Source organism: Stenotrophomonas sp. G106K1, assembly GCF_037969685.1.
GTDB classification, from domain to species: domain Bacteria; phylum Pseudomonadota; class Gammaproteobacteria; order Xanthomonadales; family Xanthomonadaceae; genus Stenotrophomonas; species Stenotrophomonas lactitubi.
The window spans coordinates 71890-88063 of sequence record NZ_JBBPFR010000004.1; the positions used below are offsets into that span (position 1 = coordinate 71890).

The 16174-nt window shown below is 63.8% G+C and carries 17 protein-coding genes; 8 read left to right on the forward strand and 9 right to left on the reverse strand.

Annotation, left to right across the window (positions count from 1 at the left end):
• Positions 1–55: 55 nt before the first annotated feature.
• On the reverse strand, positions 56–685 hold the full coding sequence (locus WKB25_RS05615) for a TetR/AcrR family transcriptional regulator (RefSeq protein WP_340569227.1): 630 nt from the start codon (positions 683–685) through the stop codon (positions 56–58).
• A 260-nt stretch (positions 686–945) separates the two neighbouring features.
• On the opposite strand from WKB25_RS05615, the gene WKB25_RS05620 reads away from it, so the two are divergent.
• On the forward strand, positions 946–2265 hold the full coding sequence (locus WKB25_RS05620) for an outer membrane protein transport protein (RefSeq protein ID WP_340569229.1): 1320 nt from the start codon (positions 946–948) through the stop codon (positions 2263–2265).
• Positions 2266–2406: 141 nt separating this feature from the next.
• Here WKB25_RS05620 and WKB25_RS05625 read toward each other — a convergent pair whose 3' ends face one another.
• The 3 genes from WKB25_RS05625 to WKB25_RS05635 all read right to left on the reverse strand — a co-directional run bounded on the left by WKB25_RS05625 (position 2407) and on the right by WKB25_RS05635 (position 5161).
• Positions 2407–2754 carry a cyclophilin-like fold protein gene (locus WKB25_RS05625; protein WP_340569231.1) on the reverse strand — a complete coding sequence of 116 codons (348 nt, stop codon included), beginning with the start codon at positions 2752–2754 and terminating at the stop codon, positions 2407–2409.
• Positions 2755–2891: 137 nt separating this feature from the next.
• The gene (locus WKB25_RS05630; RefSeq protein ID WP_340569232.1) at positions 2892–4100 is read right to left on the reverse strand and encodes an MFS transporter; all 1209 of its coding nucleotides are present in this window, start codon (positions 4098–4100) and stop codon (positions 2892–2894) included.
• A complete protein-coding gene (locus tag WKB25_RS05635; protein ID WP_340569234.1) occupies positions 4097–5161 on the reverse strand; it encodes an alpha/beta hydrolase in 1065 nt (354 codons plus the stop codon). Before WKB25_RS05635 ends, WKB25_RS05630 begins: the two co-directional genes overlap by 4 nt.
• Before the next feature lie 109 nt (positions 5162–5270).
• Here WKB25_RS05635 and WKB25_RS05640 point away from each other — a divergent pair, with 109 nt between their 5' ends.
• Positions 5271–6164 (forward strand): LysR family transcriptional regulator, encoded by an 894-nt coding sequence (locus WKB25_RS05640; RefSeq protein ID WP_340569236.1) that lies wholly within the window; start codon positions 5271–5273, stop codon positions 6162–6164.
• Positions 6165–6254: 90 nt separating this feature from the next.
• Here WKB25_RS05640 and WKB25_RS05645 read toward each other — a convergent pair whose 3' ends face one another.
• Positions 6255–6836: a TetR family transcriptional regulator gene (locus WKB25_RS05645; RefSeq protein ID WP_340569238.1), complete on the reverse strand. Its 582-nt coding sequence runs from the start codon at positions 6834–6836 to the stop codon at positions 6255–6257.
• 134 nt (positions 6837–6970) lie between these two features.
• Between WKB25_RS05645 and WKB25_RS05650 the strand changes: the two genes are divergently transcribed.
• The 3 genes from WKB25_RS05650 (at position 6971) to WKB25_RS05660 (ending at position 9910) form a co-directional block, all read left to right on the forward strand.
• Positions 6971–8068 carry an alkene reductase gene (locus WKB25_RS05650; protein WP_340569240.1) on the forward strand — a complete coding sequence of 366 codons (1098 nt, stop codon included), beginning with the start codon at positions 6971–6973 and terminating at the stop codon, positions 8066–8068.
• Between the two features lie 61 nt (positions 8069–8129).
• On the forward strand, positions 8130–8912 hold the full coding sequence (locus WKB25_RS05655; RefSeq protein WP_340569242.1) for an SDR family oxidoreductase: 783 nt from the start codon (positions 8130–8132) through the stop codon (positions 8910–8912).
• Positions 8909–9910: an NADP-dependent oxidoreductase gene (locus WKB25_RS05660; RefSeq protein ID WP_340569243.1), complete on the forward strand. Its 1002-nt coding sequence runs from the start codon at positions 8909–8911 to the stop codon at positions 9908–9910. Before WKB25_RS05655 ends, WKB25_RS05660 begins: the two co-directional genes overlap by 4 nt.
• Positions 9911–9956: 46 nt before the next feature.
• On the opposite strand, the gene WKB25_RS05665 is transcribed toward WKB25_RS05660, so the two are convergent.
• From WKB25_RS05665 to WKB25_RS05680, 4 genes are all read right to left on the reverse strand, one after another.
• On the reverse strand, positions 9957–10343 hold the full coding sequence (locus tag WKB25_RS05665; RefSeq protein ID WP_180167117.1) for a cupin domain-containing protein: 387 nt from the start codon (positions 10341–10343) through the stop codon (positions 9957–9959).
• A gap of 87 nt (positions 10344–10430) precedes the next feature.
• On the reverse strand, positions 10431–11246 hold the full coding sequence (locus WKB25_RS05670; protein WP_340569247.1) for an AraC family transcriptional regulator: 816 nt from the start codon (positions 11244–11246) through the stop codon (positions 10431–10433).
• Positions 11247–11437: 191 nt separating this feature from the next.
• The gene (locus WKB25_RS05675; RefSeq protein ID WP_340569249.1) at positions 11438–12949 is read right to left on the reverse strand and encodes a serine hydrolase domain-containing protein; all 1512 of its coding nucleotides are present in this window, start codon (positions 12947–12949) and stop codon (positions 11438–11440) included.
• Between the two features lie 93 nt (positions 12950–13042).
• The gene (locus WKB25_RS05680; RefSeq protein WP_340569251.1) at positions 13043–13978 is read right to left on the reverse strand and encodes a LysR family transcriptional regulator; all 936 of its coding nucleotides are present in this window, start codon (positions 13976–13978) and stop codon (positions 13043–13045) included.
• Between the two features lie 100 nt (positions 13979–14078).
• Here WKB25_RS05680 and WKB25_RS05685 point away from each other — a divergent pair, with 100 nt between their 5' ends.
• The 3 genes from WKB25_RS05685 (at position 14079) to WKB25_RS05695 (ending at position 16124) form a co-directional block, all read left to right on the forward strand.
• A complete protein-coding gene (locus WKB25_RS05685) occupies positions 14079–14408 on the forward strand; it encodes a nuclear transport factor 2 family protein (RefSeq protein ID WP_340569252.1) in 330 nt (109 codons plus the stop codon).
• Positions 14405–15187: an SDR family oxidoreductase gene (locus WKB25_RS05690; RefSeq protein ID WP_340569253.1), complete on the forward strand. Its 783-nt coding sequence runs from the start codon at positions 14405–14407 to the stop codon at positions 15185–15187. The genes WKB25_RS05685 and WKB25_RS05690 overlap by 4 nt, the downstream gene beginning before the upstream one ends.
• Before the next feature lie 145 nt (positions 15188–15332).
• Entirely contained in the window at positions 15333–16124 is a 792-nt protein-coding gene (locus WKB25_RS05695; protein ID WP_340569254.1) for an alpha/beta hydrolase, read from the forward strand.
• Positions 16125–16174 lie beyond the last annotated feature (50 nt).

Below are 16174 nucleotides of genomic sequence, written 5' to 3' on the forward strand. Positions count from 1 at the left end.
TCCGGAGTGGGGTATCCGGAGGGATTCTGTTCCTAGTGACCAATATAGTCAATAGTCACTGCGGGCGTGACTCAAGGCTCCGGAGGACCAGCTCCTGCAAGGCACTTGGCGCTTCTTTGTGCAGGGCCACCAGGTGCGGCAGCGTCACCGGATTCAGATAAGGAAGCAGGACCTGGTAGACCGCACGGCTGGTGTCCTCAAGCGGCGTCGTGCGCTCAAATGCGCCGGAAGCGCGTCCATCCTTGATGATGTCTTCAACAAGCTGCCTGATGCGCCCTTCATATGCCTGCGCTGAAGGCCATTGATCCGTCGCGGCCGCAACGGCAATTTCATACAGGCGCCGATCCTGCAGAAACAGGCGAAGACCGGCCTCCACAATGACGGTGAACAACAACCGCAGCCTCTCGGCAGGCGCTTGCACGCCTTGCAGGGCCTGATGAACCTCGCTTTCGATCTGACTGAGGCAATTGGCGCAGATCACCTCGCCAATGGCCTGCTTGGAGGAAAAGAACTTGTAGACGTAGGCCTTCGAGAAGCCGATGGCCTTGGCGAGGTCGGACACCGTGGTCTTGTCATAGCCGTAGTGGCTGAAATGCGCGGTGGCAGCCTCGATGATCTGGGTGCGCACGTCGTGCTCGGCGGGGCCGCGTCCGGCGTCGAGTGCTGCAGAGGTTGAAGTGGACATCGGGCAAGGGTAGCGCCGCGTGCTAACGCGGGCAAATGGTGACCGATCGGGTATCGGTCCACTACCGGCCCCATAGTGACTGCTGACGTCGTTGGTCACACGCCCAATACTCGGGGCGGCTCAGCTGGGCGATGACTCCGCAGCCGGGATGCGCGCTGCGCACCAAGGCCGAGCCGTCTCATGCCGTGAGGAGCGCCTTCTGAATCAAGAATCTCCCCATGCGAACCGCCGCATCGACAGTTGCCTGTGGAGGGCAAGCAATGACCACAAAAACGATACTTGCGCTGGCCCTGCTGAGTGCATTGGCAGGCGCGACTGGCAATGCGCAGGCTGCTGCATTCCAGTTGAAGGAGAAAAGTGCAAAGGGCCTGGGCCGCGGCTTTGCGGGGTCGATCAGTGCGCCAGGCGACGCATCGGTGATAGCGGACAATCCGGCTGCCATGCGTCTCCTCGATGGGCGGCTGTTTCAAGCCGATGCAAGTGTTGTGAACTACACCGTGGACTTCAAAGGCGAAGGCCGCGATGCCCTGGGACGTCCGCTCTCTGGAGGTGATGGCGGGGACGCGGGTGACACCAGCCCCATCCCTGCCCTCTATTTCCACACCCCATTGGGTGAGAAGGCCCACCTGGGGCTTTCATTGACGGCGCCATTTGGCTTCAAGACTGAGTACGAGAGCGACTGGGTCGGTCGCTACAACGGGATCAAGACGGAGATCAAATCGGTTGACCTTGGTTTGTCGCTTTCTTACGACGTAAACCCCTATGTCTCCTTCGGCGCCTCTGTCTTTGTCGAGCGTGTGGAAGCTGAGCTTCATGATGCGGTCGATTTCGGTGCCGTGCTCGCCGGCGCGCGGGCACCAGGCTATTCTCCGGGAAGTGCAGATGGCTACACGCACATTGATGCCAAGGATGACGCGGTTGGCTTCACCCTCGGCGGACTCTTCACGCCGGTAGAGGGAACCAACATCGGCATCGCATATCGGTCCAGGGTGGAACACAAGCTCAACGACGCAGAGGTACGCTTCGGGGTTCCAGCGGCCGCCGCACCATTGTTGGCAGCGGCACGTCCAGGCTGGTTTGTCGACACCAACGCAAGCACTGCGCTCAATCTTCCCGCCACGCTGACCGGCAGCATCAGCCACCAGGTCAATGACCGCTGGTCGGTCATGGCCGATGTAACACGCACGGCGTGGTCCAAGTTCGCCGAAATCAGGCTGGACTTCCACTCTGCTCAGCCCACCCGGGCTCTGGACTTCAGCTACCGGGATACAACGTTTGCTTCCATCGGCACGGAGTATCGCTACAGCCAGAAGCTGACGCTCCGCGCGGGTATCGCGACCGATCAGAGCCCTGTGACAGACGATATCCGTGATGTCCGCGTGCCAGACAGCAACCGCAAGTGGCTATCCCTGGGCGCTACGTACCGAGCCTCTGAGTCGGCTGAGTACAGCGTCGGCTACACGCATCTCTTCCTGGACAAGCCGGAAGTGTCGGTGACCTCGGCTACGGGCAGCAGCCTGCAGGGCAAGTACGACGTCGGCTCAGACATCGTGGCTTTTTCAGCTGCCTACTACTTCTAAAGCACCGGGCGGGCCCCCTCCCGCGTCCGTAGGCTGGCGGCGCAAGCCGCCAGCCGGCGTGGTCATCCCGATCGCACAAGCGGGTGCCAGGCCCTGTCGCCAACAGAGAAACGGTTCGGAGTGAGCGCGGCAGCCAAACTGCTACTCGACTTCCAGGCGAACCACCAGCGGCCCCTCGGCACGAAGGGCCTGCAGACCTCCCTCGATACGTCCCAGCAGCACCAGACCCTTCGAGTAGCCGAACGGTCTGTGGAAGATCGCCAGATTCCCCCACGGCGCGTAGAAGGCGATATCGCCGGCCACTGGCGTGATCCCGTCCGGTTCGTCGGCAATGTTGAGGCGGCGCGGGAGCTGCGCGATCTTCTCCGTAGCAGCATGGTCCTCAAGCTGAAGGGTAATCGGCAACTGGGCGGCGAAGTCGCGTGCGGGAACGCTGTCCTCCAACGTGGCCGACAGCGTCTGGTCGTTGATGATCAGCCGGATCTTCATTGCAGGAAGCTTCGGGTTGGGTGCCGTTTTCATGAGCGCAACGGCATGTTGATTCTGCTCGGCAGAGCATGCAGACACCGCCGCGAATGCAAGGCAAGGCAAAAGCAGCTGCGCAATGATCCCCGCCGCGCGTCCCATCAGCCTCGGGCTTCCGCGGCAACCGCCGAGCCGGACGCGGATGCAGCATCGGCGGCCGTGACATGGGCAAGCAAGGCCGCGAGCAACAGCAGGCCTGCGCCGGCCAGGAACGTACTGGCGAAACCAGCGCTGTCCAACAGCAGGCCACCGAGAGTGGAACCCGACGCGATCGAGCACTGCACCACCGCTACCATCAGCCCGCCGCCCGCCTCAGCGTTGCTGGTGAACGTGCGCGCCAGCCAGCTCCACCAGCCCACCGGTGCAGCCGTGGCCAGCAGACCCCATACCGAAAACAGTGCGGCCGTCGGCCAGAGCTGAGTACCCAGCGCCACGAGCGCCGCGGCAATCACCGCCATCAGGATCGGAACAGCCACCAGCGTGCGGTAAAGGCCATGCCTGATGAGTGCCCCGATGGCGAGCGTGCCCACAAAGCCGCTTGCACCAATGGCCAGCAGCACCAGCGGAACCGCGGATTCCCCTGCACCCGTGACCTTTTCCAGGAACGGGCGCACATAGGTGAACACGGCAAACTGCCCCATGAAGAAGGTTCCGCACGCCGCCATGCCCAGCATCACCACCCGCCGCCGCAACAGGGCCAGTACCCCGCCGTGGGATGGCCTTCCTTCTGCGGGCATGGAAGGAAGGCACCGCCACTGCCATGCCAGCGCGATGGCAGCCACAGGCAGAAGGCACAGGAACGCGCCGCGCCATCCAATCACGCCGCCAAGGTAACTGCCCAGTGGCGCGGCCACTACCGTCGCCAGCGCGTTGCCGCCATTGAAGATCGCCAGTGCTCGCGGCACCTGCGCTGCAGGCACCAGTCGCATGGCCGTGGCCGCAGACAACGACCAGAACCCACCGATCACCACGCCGATCAGCGCCCGGCCCATCATGTACACCGGGTAGCTGGGAGCCATCGCCACCACCACGCCCGACACCGCCATCACTGCGGTGAGCGTCAGCAGCAGCGCCTTCCGGTTGATGCTGCCGGCCAACCGGGAGATCGACAGGCTGGTCAGCACTGCGAAGGCGCCGGAAATGGCAATTCCATACCCGGCCAGCCCTTCGGACACACCGAGGTCAGCTGCCAAGGGCGTGAGCAGGCTCACCGGCATGAATTCGGAAGCGATCAGTGCGAACACGCATAGCGTCATCGCGAGCACACCGCCCCAGTTGGCCCGTTCGGCCGTCGCGTCGCTACTGCTCATTTCCCAGCCAGGCCCTGCTGGAAGAACGTCGCCACCCTGGCGAAGGGAATCAGGTCGGTGCGGTCATACAGGTCTACGTGGCCGGCATCTTTCACCCAGTAGAGTTCCTTCGGCTGGGCTGCCCTGCGGTACGCATCCTCGCTGAACTCACGGGAATGTGCATGGTCACCCGAGATGAACAACATCGGCCGCGGCGAGATGGTCTCGATATCGTTGAAAGGATAGAAATTGACGAACTTGACCAGGCTGCTGAACAGCGGCTGGGTGGTTCGTTCGGGCTGCTCGCCTGCAGCCGCATAGGCACCGCGCGGCGTACGGTAAAAATCGAAGAACTCACGCTGCACGTCCGGCGTATCGGCATCCAGCGTATTCACGGTGCCTGGCACATAGGCGGCCTGCCCACCGTTGAACTCAACCAGGCGCTGCTTCGTCGCCGCTTGGATCATCGCTTTGCGCTGTTGAAGCGACTGCGTGTTGTTCAACCCCTGGCGCACAGCGGCGCCCATGTCATACATGCTGACCGTCGCGATTGCCTTGATGCGTGGATCGATCTTCGCAGCGCTGATCACGAAACTGCCACTGCCGCAGATACCCAAGCCGCCAATTCGTTCCGGGTCCACGAACGACTGCGCACTCAGGAAGTCCACCGCCGCGCTGACGTCATCCGAATAGATTTCCGGCGACACCAGGTGCCGAGGCGTACCGGCGCTTTCACCCCAGAAGGACAGGTCGATCGCCAGCGTAACGAAGCCCTGCTCAGCCAGCTTCTGCGCGTACAACTGTGAACTCTGCTCCTTCACTGCGCCCATCGGATGACCGACTACCACGGCTGGCGCGCGGGCACCCCGCACCTGGCCCTGAGGCCGGTACAGCGTTCCGACCACCTCCATCTGGTACTGGTTACGGAAGCTGACGCGCTCGCCTTTTACGCTGGCGCTTCTGTAGAAATTGTCGGCGCCGGCGGTGGCGGTTCTTGCGGCGACCGGTGCCTCGGCGGCCACGGCCGACTGCGGAACGAAATGGCTGGCAATCAGTGCCAGCAGCAGCGTGGTGGGTTTCATGTGCGGACGGCCTCAGTGGGAACTCAGGTCGCCACGATAGGCGGCGCCTGCTACCGCGATAAGCCGGCTGAAAGTTGATGCATTACTGAGTTGAGCTCACAATTGACCCATGGGCAGCGTGAAGACCAACGACCTGCAGGCCTTCCTGGTGGTGGCACAGGAGCAGAGCTTCACCAAGGCGGCTGTTCGCCTGGGGGTGACACCCTCTGCGCTCAGCCACTCCATGCGGCTGCTGGAGGAGCGCCTGGGCATCCGGCTGCTGGCCCGGACCACGCGCAACGTCTCCCCGACCGAGGCGGGCGAGCGCCTGATGCGCTCGATCGCACCGCACTTCGAAGCCATCGGCGCCAGTGTGGAGGCATTGGGGGATCTGCGCGATCGCCCGGCCGGAACCCTGCGGATCTCCTGCACGGACGATTCGATGGAGACCATCATCCGCCCTCGCCTTGCCGGATTCCTCGCCGAGTATCCGGACATCACACTGGAGTTCTACGTCGATTACGGCTTCACCAACGTGGTGGAACAGCGCTTCGACGCCGGCATCCGGCTGGGCGAGGCGCTCAGCAAGGACATGATCGCGGTCAGGGTCGGGCCGGATTGGCGGCTGGTGGTGGTTGGATCGCCCGACTACTTCCAGAAGCATGCCAAGCCAAGGAAGCCCGCCGATATCACGCAACATCGCTGCGTGCACATCCGGCATCGTCCGAATGGCGCCATCTATGCGTGGGAGTTCGAGGAGAAAGGCAAGGAGTTCACCGTGCGCGGCGACGGGCCACTGGTGTTCAACAGCATGATCCACGTGATCAATGCCGCCCTGGACGGACTGGGCCTGGCGTATGCGCCCGAGCCGATGGTGGCCGATCACATTGCCGAGGGGCGGCTGCTTGCCGTGCTCGACAAATGGTGTGTGCCTTTTCCGGGCTATCACCTGTACTACCCGAACCGCCGGCAGCCCTCGCCGGCATTTTCGGCGCTGGTGGGCTGGCTGAAGCGGGACGCTTAAGGTCCGCGGCGACGCCAGGTCGGACCGAAGCACGGCGGCCTGCATCGCGCGCGCCGGCTCACGGCCCGGACGCACGCGCGCAGGCGCGACTCAGGGATCGGGTGCATCCGACAGGCGCGCCATGACGGCCGCCCGGCATGCGGCCAGAATTTCATCAGCCAGCGGCGAATCATCCGGACACGACCTGGACAGCACCACCGCGCCCACGGCCATGGCCATCAGGGCTATCCGACGCGCGCGCGCCTCCGGGTTGGCGTGCTCGCTCGACGGATCATCCTCGCCGGCAGGGCGCCCTACCTGGGCTTCAATGCCGGCGGCAAAGGCTGCCTTGACCGTTGCCGGCTGGCGCGCGGCGTCTGCACTCAACGCGGCCATCGTGCAGCCGTGGCCTGGGTCATCCCGATGCTCCCGGGAAAGGTAGTAGCCAAGAAATCCCGCCAGATCCATGCCCGCCGCAGCGTCGGCAGATTGCGCCAGGCCGCAGATGGAGGCTTCGGCCATGAGGTCGGTCTTGGAGCCGAAATGCTTGTAGAAGCCACCGTGGGTAAAGCCTGCAGCCGCCATCAGGTCTGCGACGCCCACACCGTCGTAGCCCCGCTCCCTGAAGAGCGTGGATGCGGTTTCGACAATATGCGCCCGGTTGGCCTGCGCTTGTGCCTTGGTGACCTTCATGACCCGATGCCCGAGGGAGCTGTGCTGCGGAAGGGCGGCAGTCTAGCACACATTGATTACGTTCATCATCAAATCATTGACATCGTGGATTATGGTCATCATCATTGTGGCAACGACCGCCAGCCCCACATCAGATGACGACCACGACACTCTTCCAGCCCTACCCCCTTGGCCCGTTGACGCTGGCCAACCGTATCGTGATGGCGCCGCTGACACGCAACCGCGCCGATGCCGGCCTGGTGCCCAGCCCGCTGGCGGCCACCTACTACGCCCAGCGGGCCTCGGCCGGCCTGATCATCACCGAAGCCACCCAGATCTCGGCCCAGGCCCAGGGCTACCAGGACACGCCGGGGCTCTACACGCAGGATCAGATCGACGGCTGGCGCCAGGTCACCGACGCCGTGCACGCACGTGGCGGGCACATCTTCGTGCAGCTCTGGCACGTGGGCCGCATCTCGCACGTGGATCTGCAGCCCGGCCACGCCGCGCCCGTCTCCGCTTCGGCCATCCGTGCGCAGACCAAGACGTTCGTGCACAACGGCTTTGTTGATGTGTCCGAGCCGCGCGCATTGGAGATCGACGAGCTGCCCAGCATCGTCAACGACTTCCGCCAGGCCGCCGCCAATGCCATCGCCGCCGGCTTTGATGGGGTCGAAATCCACGGTGCGAACGGCTACCTGCTGGAACAGTTCATCAAGGACGGCGCCAACCAGCGCACCGATGCGTACGGCGGTTCGATCGAGAACCGCGCGCGCCTGCTGCTGGACGTCACCGCCGCCGTGGCACAGGAGATCGGCGCCGATCGCACCGGTGTGCGCATCTCGCCGGTTTCTCCGGCCAACGCGATTTCCACCGTCAGCGATCCGCAGCCACAGTACGACTACATCGTTGATCAGCTCAGCGCACAGGGCATCGTTTACCTGCACGTGGTGGAAGGTGCTACCGGCGGCCCGCGCGACGTAGCACCGTTCGACTTTGACAGCCTGCGCCGACGTTTCACCGGCACCTACCTGGCCAACAATGGCTACGACCTCGAACTGGCCAACGCACGGCTTGCCGCTGGCAAGGCAGACCTGATCGCGTTTGGCCGTGCCTTCATCAGCAATCCCGATCTGGTCGAACGCCTGAAAACCGGCGCGCCGTTGAACGCATTGAATCCAGCGACGTTGTACGGCGGCGGTGCGGAGGGTTACACCGACTACCCCGCATTGACCGATACGGCGCCGCAGTAACCCGTCCGACACCGCCACGCTGCACACCCCGTTCGCCCCTTCCAATTCCAAGAGACACACCATGAGCCAGCTTCCCACCGTCCTCATCACCGGCGCCTCCAGCGGCATCGGCACCGTTTACGCCGAACGCTTCGCACGCCGCGGCCACGACCTGGTGCTGGTTGCGCGCGACAGGACGCGCCTGGAAACACTGGCCGCGCGCCTGCGCCAGGACACCGGGGTCGCCGTAGACGTCCTGCCTGCCGACCTGACCCAGCGCACCGATCTGGCCGCCGTGGAAGCACGCCTGCGTGACGATGCGCGTATAGGCATCCTGATCAACAACGCAGGCATCGCCCAGTCCGGTGGCTTCACCGCGCAATCGGCCGACAGCATCGACCAACTGGTGACACTGAACACCCTCGCCCTGACGCGCCTGGCCGCTGCCATTGCACCGCGATTGGCCACCGCCGGCGAAGGCGCGATCGTCAACATCGGCTCGGTGGTCGGCCTGGCACCGGAGCTTGGCATGACCGTCTACGGCGCGACCAAGGCCTTCGTGCTGTTCCTCTCGCAGGGCCTCAGCCTGGAACTGTCGCCCAAGGGCGTCTACGTGCAGGCCGTCCTGCCGGCGGCCACCCGCACCGAGATCTGGGAGCGTGCCGGCATCGACATCAACACGCTGCCCGAAGTGATGGACGTTGGCGAACTGGTCGATGCCGCGCTGATCGGCTTTGATCGCCGCGAACCGGTGACCATTCCGCCGCTGCATGTGGCCGAACGCTGGAACACGCTGGAGGCATCGCGCCAGGGCCTGCTCTCGGATCTCCGCCAGGCGCAGGCGGCGGAGCGTTACCGCGCATGAAAGCCCTCCTCATCGACCGGTATGGCAAGAAGGAAACGGGACGCATCGGTGATGTACCAACGCCGCCGCTGCGCGACGGCGATGTGCTCATCCGCGTGCACGCGGCCAGCGTCAACGCGCTGGACACGAAGATCCGGCGTGGCGAGTTCAAGGTGATCCTGCCGTATCGCCTGCCGCTCATTCTGGGCAACGACCTGGCCGGTACGGTGGAGCGTGTGGGCGCGGGCGTTTCCCAGTTCAAACCGGGCGATGAGGTATATGCACGTCCCGACGATGATCGCATCGGCACGTTCGCCGAGTTCATCGCTGTCAACGCGGGCTCTGTGGCACCCAAACCCCGCAACCTCAACATGGTGGAGGCCGCCTCGCTGCCGCTGGTCGCACTGACCGCGTGGCAGACGCTTGTGGAAACCGCACAGCTGAAGCCAGGACAGAAGGTCTTCATCCAGGCGGGCTCCGGCGGCGTCGGCACCGTGGCCATCCAATTGGCCAAGCATCTGGGAGCCTTCGTGGCGACCACGACCAGCACGGCCAACGTCGCGTGGGTGGAGGCGCTGGGCGCGGATGTCGTCATCGATTACAGGCAGCAGGACTTCGCCTCGGAACTCCGCGACTACGATGTGGTGCTCAACAGCCTGGGCAAGGATGAACTGGAGCGCTCGCTGCAGATCCTCAAGCCGGGCGGACATCTCATCTCCATTTCGGGTCCACCCACGCCCGCATTTGCGGCGACGCGCGGGTTGGCCTGGCCACTCAAGCAGGTCATGCGCCTGCTCAGCCGTGGCATCCGCAGCAAGGTCAAGAAGAAGGGGGTGACATATACCTTTGTCTTCATGCGCGCCGACGGGCAGCAGTTGCGCGGGATCACCCCGCTGGTCGAGTCCGGTGCGATCCGCCCGGTGATTGATCGGGTGTTTCCGTTCCATGAGACCCAGGGCGCGTTGGCCTACGTGGAAAGCGGCCGGGCAAAGGGCAAGGTTGTTGTCGAGTTACCGTAGGCTTTGACCAAGGCAGGCGAATCCCGTAGCTGATGGCGACGTACTTCTAGATCCACACATCATTCCGGGCGGTTCTTTCCCCAAGCGCTTCACCCGTATTGAGAACACCTCGCGGCTCGATGAGCATCAACCTCACCTCATGCTCGGCGTAAGGTTTGTGCTCTACGCCTTTGGCCACGACGTACAGCTCACCTTGCCGCAGTCGGACGCTGCCCTCGCGAAAGTCGATTCGCAGCTCGCCCTCAACAACGAAGAACGCCTCGTCCGAATCTGCATGGGTGTGCCAGATGAAGTCTCCCTGCAAGCGAACGATCTTGAACTGGTAGTCGTTCATCTCGGCAACCACTCTGGGCGCCCACTGTTCGCTGAGGAGGCTGAACTTCTCTTCAATATTGATGGCATTGCGGGGATTGGAGGGCGAGAGCTGCAGCATGTTGGGACCGTGTCGTGGTGGGAATCCGCATGTTGAAGCGCCCTTGCCTCCCCGTCTTGCACGATCGTGCAACACCCCGCGGCGTGCCTACGGTGAGATCCGCATCCGCTTCAGCCACCGCGCCGGAGGTGCGCCATACGTAGAGATGAAGTGGCGCGCCATGTGGCTCTGATCAAAGAAGCCGGCCATCAGTGCTGACTGGTTGATGCTCTGTCCAGCCAGCATCAACCGGCGCACCACGTCCAGACGGCGCATGGTGAGGTAGCGATAGGGGCTGGTGCCATAGAGCGCGCGAAAATCCCGACTGAGTTGCCAGCGGTCCAGACCACTGGACTCGGCCAACGCGTCAATCGTGATGGCAGAGTCCAGCGAGTCATGGATATGGGCCCGGGCACGTTCCAGTGCGACGAAATCGGGGCGGCGCCGGATGGGCCGTTCACCAGCGGCACCAAGCAGGGCATGCGCCAGGTCATGCAGCGCATCGTCTTCTTCCATCAGGTCGATCCGGGTAGCAATGTTCTGGAGCAGAGGGGTCAATGCTGCCTGGATGCGGGAGTCGGCCGACAGCCCGCCTTCGATGAATGGCAGTGGCCTGCCCCCAAGAATCTGCTGGATCAGCGAGGGTTCGATGTACGCCATCCGGTAATGGAACCCTGCCGCCGTGCCTGCCTCCCCGTCATGGAGCTCATCGGGATGCAACACCATCACCGTGCCCGGCAGGCTATGCCGCTGGGCGCGGCGATACTGGAAACTCTGCACGCCTGCCAGAGTAAGACCAATAGCATAGGTGTCGTGCCGATGCGGACTGTAGCCATGCCCGCCAAAATAGGCCTCGATGCGCTCAATTCTTCCCGGTTGCGCAGCGTGCTGCACCCAGTCGGAAGACGCTGTCTTTCTGGTCATCCCATCCATCCCGGTGGAAACGTCATCACCCCGGCGCGGCAGCGCCCGCCCCTGTCTCGACCTGACAACGTACAGCCGCGCCTACTGTAGTCGACCAGCGGCGCAACGGGCAGCATGGACCCGCTCAAGACAATGCCTCAACCATCGTTGAGGCTGCCACCGAGCAGGGCCGGAACTGGCTGGCTTGGCACCTAATGCGCCCGCATGGCGACGTAGGTGCTGTTCCCGCGCTTCAGCGAAAAGCTGCCTGGCCTCTTGCTGCCGGCCTGCTGGAATTCGACCGTCATGTCCTGTGCGGTCATGAAGAACCGGGTCCTTGACTCCGCAAACAGCTGCATCCGCCGCTTGCTGAGCAGTTCGCTCTGGAGATACAGGCGGTCTCCTTCGGCAATGATCTGCGCAGGCTTGCCCACCAGAGTGTAGTCGCCTGCATACGTCGCGTTGGCCGTTGGGTCGGCTGCCAACGCAGCTTTCTCGATGATCTGGAACTCCGGCCAGCCATACTCTGCCGCCACGCTGACAAGAATCTCATCGATCAGAGCAGCGCCGTTATCGCTATTGGTCATGACCACCACGCCCTGCCCGGTGTGGGTGTAGCCATACAGCTGCGAGCGGAACCCATCCGTACCTCCCGAGTGGGAAAAGCTGCTGCCCCTGCCAAGCGTCTCAACGTACAGCCCGAGGCCGTACTCACCCAGACCCCGGCTCAGCATTGTGGAGGTCATCGCACTGGACAGCACCTTTCCGGGCTTTCCGGGCTGCGCCTGCTGGATGTCGACGACCACCTTGGCCAGATCCGTCGGAGTGCTCCAGAGGGCGGCTGCTGCCGACTGCGGATAGACGTGCCAACAGCCGGCGAGGGGCGTTCCGTTGCTTTCATGGCCCGTTGCTGCCCGCGCCTGCCATGCTGGCGGCAGTGTCATGGCGAACGTACTGTCGTCCATGTCCAGCGGGCCGAGCACCAACGCCTGCATCAACTCGGGAAATGGCTTCCCGCCGGATTCGGTCATCATCAGCTGGACAATGCTGTAGCCACCTCCGGAGTACTTCCAACCGGTGCCGGGCGTGGCCTCCACACGAACCGCCTCGGAGTTCGCTGGCGCCACACCATCCAGCACCTGCAGCAGCGACGGTACCCGTTGGCCCTGTGCGTAGCCGTAGAAGCCATGGACGTTGATGCCGGCACTGTGGTTGAGCAGACCGCGTAGCGTGACGGGGCTTTGCCGGGTGAAGGCGTTCTCCGGAATCTTCCAGTTGCTGAGCTGGCCGTTCGCAGGAGCGTCCAGCGACAGCTTGCCCTGCTCGACCAGGTGCAGCGCGCCCAGTGCACTGACAGGCTTGCTGATTGAGCCAGCCTGAAACAGGCTTGCAGGTGTGACCGCGCGTTGACTGGTGGTATCGAGCACGCCGTAGCTCCGCGTCCATTCGACATGCCCATCGTTGATGAGCGCAATGCTGACCGCTGGAACATCGTGGAAGGCCATGCGTGTGGCAATCGACGCCTTTTGGCCGGTGGCGCCCTTGACGATTACGCGACTGGAAAGACCCTGCTCCACCCGGGCAATCCGGGACTGGATTGCAGGTGACACCTCCTGCGCGGGGGCCGATGGCACCACGAACATCAGCACGATCGATGCAACGCTGAGACTGGTGCGGAGCAACAGGCGCTGTCCGATCTCTGCAGGCGCGACGACATCAGGCATCGTGGTCTCCAACAAGGTGAAGCGTGCCCCTGCCATGGGAGATCGCTCTGGTTCGAAAGCAGACATCGAGGATCTGGACCGCCAGCGGGACGATCAGCGGGAAAGGCCTGGCTTGGTGGGCGCTTCGCTACCAACGTCCTGATCAAGCAGGCAATCAATGAAAGCACGCAGCGCCGGCAGCATGTGACGCCGGCTGGAATAGTAGAGGAAGAGGCCGGGCACCGTCGGCGACCAGTCGGCAAGCACGCGTTTGAGCCGTCCGTCGCGCAGGGCGTCCGCAATCTCACTGTCGTTGTAGGCGTACAGGATTCCAAGACCCTGCAGCGCGGCGGGCACGATGATGTCCTGATGGTTCGAGATCACCTTTCCATCACCGAAGAACTCGATCGCCTTGTCCTTCTTCTTGAACGGCCAGCCCGCGACCTTGCCGCTGCCCGGAAAGCGCCAGTTGATACAGGCGTGGCGGCTCAGATCCGCCGGCGTCCTGGGTGTGCCATGCCGGGCAAGATATTCGGGCGAAGCTACGGCAAGCAGCTCGAAATCTGGAGTCAGCCGGACCGCCACCATGTCATTCTGCAGCCGCCCACCTACCCGTATGCCGGCATCGAATCCCTCTCCCGCGATGTCGCTGAGGCCATCATCTATCACGATATCGAGAACGACATCGGGGTTGGCCTGTGCGAAACGTCCCAACCGTGGTGCGAGCACGCGCTTGGCGCCCATGCTCAGGGTGTTGATACGCAGGGTTCCCGCCGCACGCGCACTCGCGCCCATTGCCTGCGCCACGGCTTCGTCCATCTCGCGAAGCATGGGGGCCATGCGCTCATGCAGCCGCCGACCGGGCTCGGTCGGCGAGACGCTGCGTGTGGTGCGGTTCAACAGGCGCACGCGCAGCCGGGCTTCCAACTGGCGGATGATCTGACTGAGGGCCGACCGTGACAGGCCCAGATGATCGGCAGCCCGCGCGAAGCTGCCGCGCTCGACCACGGCGACGAAGGCCTTGAGTTCCGCAAATTCGGAGCCGCGCATTGTGCACTGATTCCTACATGACCTGATCGGATAATAGGTGATTCTCTAACCGCAGGAAACCAATCAATCTAGCTCCGCACACCCCAAACGGAGCATTGCAATGAAAGATCTGGACCTGCCCGCGCCGATCGCAGCCTACTTCGCCGCCGACCACCAGAACGGTCAAGCGGTTGCCTCCTGCTTCACCAGGGAGGGTGTTGTCCTTGATGAGGGCAACACCCATTCCGGCGCGGCCGCGATCGAAGCCTGGAAGAACGAGGCATCTGCCAGGTACACCTATACGACCCAACCTCACACTCTGGAAACCCAAGGGCGCTCCCACGTCGTTACCTGCCGTGTGTCGGGCAACTTTCCCGGCAGCCCGCTGGACCTGCGTTACGTCTTCGTGCTGGAGCGCGGCAAGATCGCCTCACTGGAGGTCGCGCCATGAATTTCGATCTCCAACTGGCGGGAAAGCGCATCCTGGTAACGGGCGGCACGCGAGGCGTCGGCGCGGCTGTCGTCGAACTGCTGTCCCAGCTTGATGCCCGGGTCGTCGCGACGGCACGCTCGATTCCGAAGCAGCCTGTCGAGGGCGTTCACTACGTGGCGGCCGATCTCGCGACGGCGCACGGGGTACGCGAAGCCGTCGAGGCGGCGCAGGAAAAGCTCCATGGAATCGACATCCTCATCAACGTGGCCGGTGGCTCGTCGGCGCCCGCTGGTGGCTTTGCCAGGCTGGACGATGCCGAGTGGGCCAGGGCGCTCGATCTGAACCTGATGTCGGCCGTGCGGATGGATCGTGCATTGCTCCCTGCGATGATCGCGCAGGGGACCGGGGTGATCCTGCATGTATCGTCGATCCAGCGCATGCTGCCGCTGCATGACGCCACGATCGCCTACGCCGCAGCCAAAGCGGCGTTGTCCACCTACAGCAAGGCCCTGTCCAAGGAAGTCACCCCCAAGGGCGTGCGCGTGGTCCGTGTCTCGCCGGGCTGGGTCGAGACGGAAGCTGCGGTCGATTTCCTCGGCGGCATCGCCGCCAATGCCGGCACCGACTACGAAGGTGCCAGGCAGATGGTCATGGATGCGCTGGGCGGGATTCCGTTGGGGCGCCCGGCCAAACCGAGCGAAGTGGCCGATCTCATCGCGTTCCTGGTCTCGCCCCGTGGGGCCTCCATCTCGGGATCGGAGCACATCATCGACGGCGGAACGGTGCCGACGGCGTAGGCAGGCTTCCGGCCGGCCGCTGATCGCGGCCGCCCCCAGCAATCAGTACGCTTGATCAAATTATCAGGACGATATGCGCCCAATGGTCCTGTAATGACGCGCAAAGTGGCCTTCCCGACCATCACCACCACGTGGGATAACACACATGTTCAAGCTCATTCCCGCCGTGCTCGCCGCCGCCCTGGCGGCCGGCTTCAGCCCGTCCACACACGCCGCCGATGTCGCCGCCGCTGGCGATGCCGGCCGGGTGAAGAACGTCGTCCTGGTCCATGGCGCCTTTGCCGATGGCGCGGGCTGGCGCCCGGTCTACAACGAGCTGACCGCGCTCGGCTATCGTGTATCCATCGTGCAGAACCCGCTGACCTCGCTCGCCGATGACGTCAAGGCCACCCAGCGCGTGCTCGACCGTCAGGATGGTCCCACCATCCTGGTCGGCCATTCCTGGGGCGGTACCGTGATCACCGAAGCCGGCGTGCACGGCAAGGTGGCAGGCCTGGTCTATGTGTCCGCGCTGGCACCGGATGCAGGTGAGACCACCGCGCAGCAGTACGAAGGGTTCGCTCCCACCCCCAGGTTCGTCATTGAAACCGGGAGCGACGGCTTCGGCTTCATCAGCCAGACCGCGTTCAAGGCCGGCTTCGCACACGACACCACGGACGCTGACGCCGCATTCCTGAGCGACTCGCAGGTGCCCATCAACATGTCGGCATTCGCCACGAAGCTGACACAGGCCGCCTGGCGGACGAAACCCAGCTGGGCCGTCATTGCCACCGAAGACCAGGCATTCGACCAGGCCATGCTCATCCACATGGCCGAGCGCATCAACGCCCGCATCACCAAGGTGTCGGCAAGCCATGCGGTCTTCATGACGCAACCCAAGGTGGTCGCCCACACGATCGACCAAGCGGCCAAGGAAGCGATCAGCTCGACAAAGTAGGCCCCGGCAGCAGGACATCGGGCGCCGACTCCTCGGTCGCGCCCGGCGTC

What these genes read in the sequence shown, in the direction of transcription:
- WKB25_RS05615 (WP_340569227.1), bottom strand. Translation starts at nt 685, where the DNA reads ATGTCCACTTCAACCTCTGCAGCACTCGACGCCGGACGCGGCCCCGCC.
- WKB25_RS05620 (WP_340569229.1), top strand. Translation starts at nt 946, where the DNA reads ATGACCACAAAAACGATACTTGCGCTGGCCCTGCTGAGTGCATTGGCA.
- WKB25_RS05625 (WP_340569231.1), bottom strand. Translation starts at nt 2,754, where the DNA reads ATGAAGATCCGGCTGATCATCAACGACCAGACGCTGTCGGCCACGTTG.
- WKB25_RS05630 (WP_340569232.1), bottom strand. Translation starts at nt 4,100, where the DNA reads ATGAGCAGTAGCGACGCGACGGCCGAACGGGCCAACTGGGGCGGTGTG.
- WKB25_RS05635 (WP_340569234.1), bottom strand. Translation starts at nt 5,161, where the DNA reads ATGAAACCCACCACGCTGCTGCTGGCACTGATTGCCAGCCATTTCGTT.
- WKB25_RS05640 (WP_340569236.1), top strand. Translation starts at nt 5,271, where the DNA reads ATGGGCAGCGTGAAGACCAACGACCTGCAGGCCTTCCTGGTGGTGGCA.
- WKB25_RS05645 (WP_340569238.1), bottom strand. Translation starts at nt 6,836, where the DNA reads ATGAAGGTCACCAAGGCACAAGCGCAGGCCAACCGGGCGCATATTGTC.
- WKB25_RS05650 (WP_340569240.1), top strand. Translation starts at nt 6,971, where the DNA reads ATGACGACCACGACACTCTTCCAGCCCTACCCCCTTGGCCCGTTGACG.
- WKB25_RS05655 (WP_340569242.1), top strand. Translation starts at nt 8,130, where the DNA reads ATGAGCCAGCTTCCCACCGTCCTCATCACCGGCGCCTCCAGCGGCATC.
- WKB25_RS05660 (WP_340569243.1), top strand. Translation starts at nt 8,909, where the DNA reads ATGAAAGCCCTCCTCATCGACCGGTATGGCAAGAAGGAAACGGGACGC.
- WKB25_RS05665 (WP_180167117.1), bottom strand. Translation starts at nt 10,343, where the DNA reads ATGCTGCAGCTCTCGCCCTCCAATCCCCGCAATGCCATCAATATTGAA.
- WKB25_RS05670 (WP_340569247.1), bottom strand. Translation starts at nt 11,246, where the DNA reads ATGACCAGAAAGACAGCGTCTTCCGACTGGGTGCAGCACGCTGCGCAA.
- WKB25_RS05675 (WP_340569249.1), bottom strand. Translation starts at nt 12,949, where the DNA reads ATGCCTGATGTCGTCGCGCCTGCAGAGATCGGACAGCGCCTGTTGCTC.
- WKB25_RS05680 (WP_340569251.1), bottom strand. Translation starts at nt 13,978, where the DNA reads ATGCGCGGCTCCGAATTTGCGGAACTCAAGGCCTTCGTCGCCGTGGTC.
- WKB25_RS05685 (WP_340569252.1), top strand. Translation starts at nt 14,079, where the DNA reads ATGAAAGATCTGGACCTGCCCGCGCCGATCGCAGCCTACTTCGCCGCC.
- WKB25_RS05690 (WP_340569253.1), top strand. Translation starts at nt 14,405, where the DNA reads ATGAATTTCGATCTCCAACTGGCGGGAAAGCGCATCCTGGTAACGGGC.
- WKB25_RS05695 (WP_340569254.1), top strand. Translation starts at nt 15,333, where the DNA reads ATGTTCAAGCTCATTCCCGCCGTGCTCGCCGCCGCCCTGGCGGCCGGC.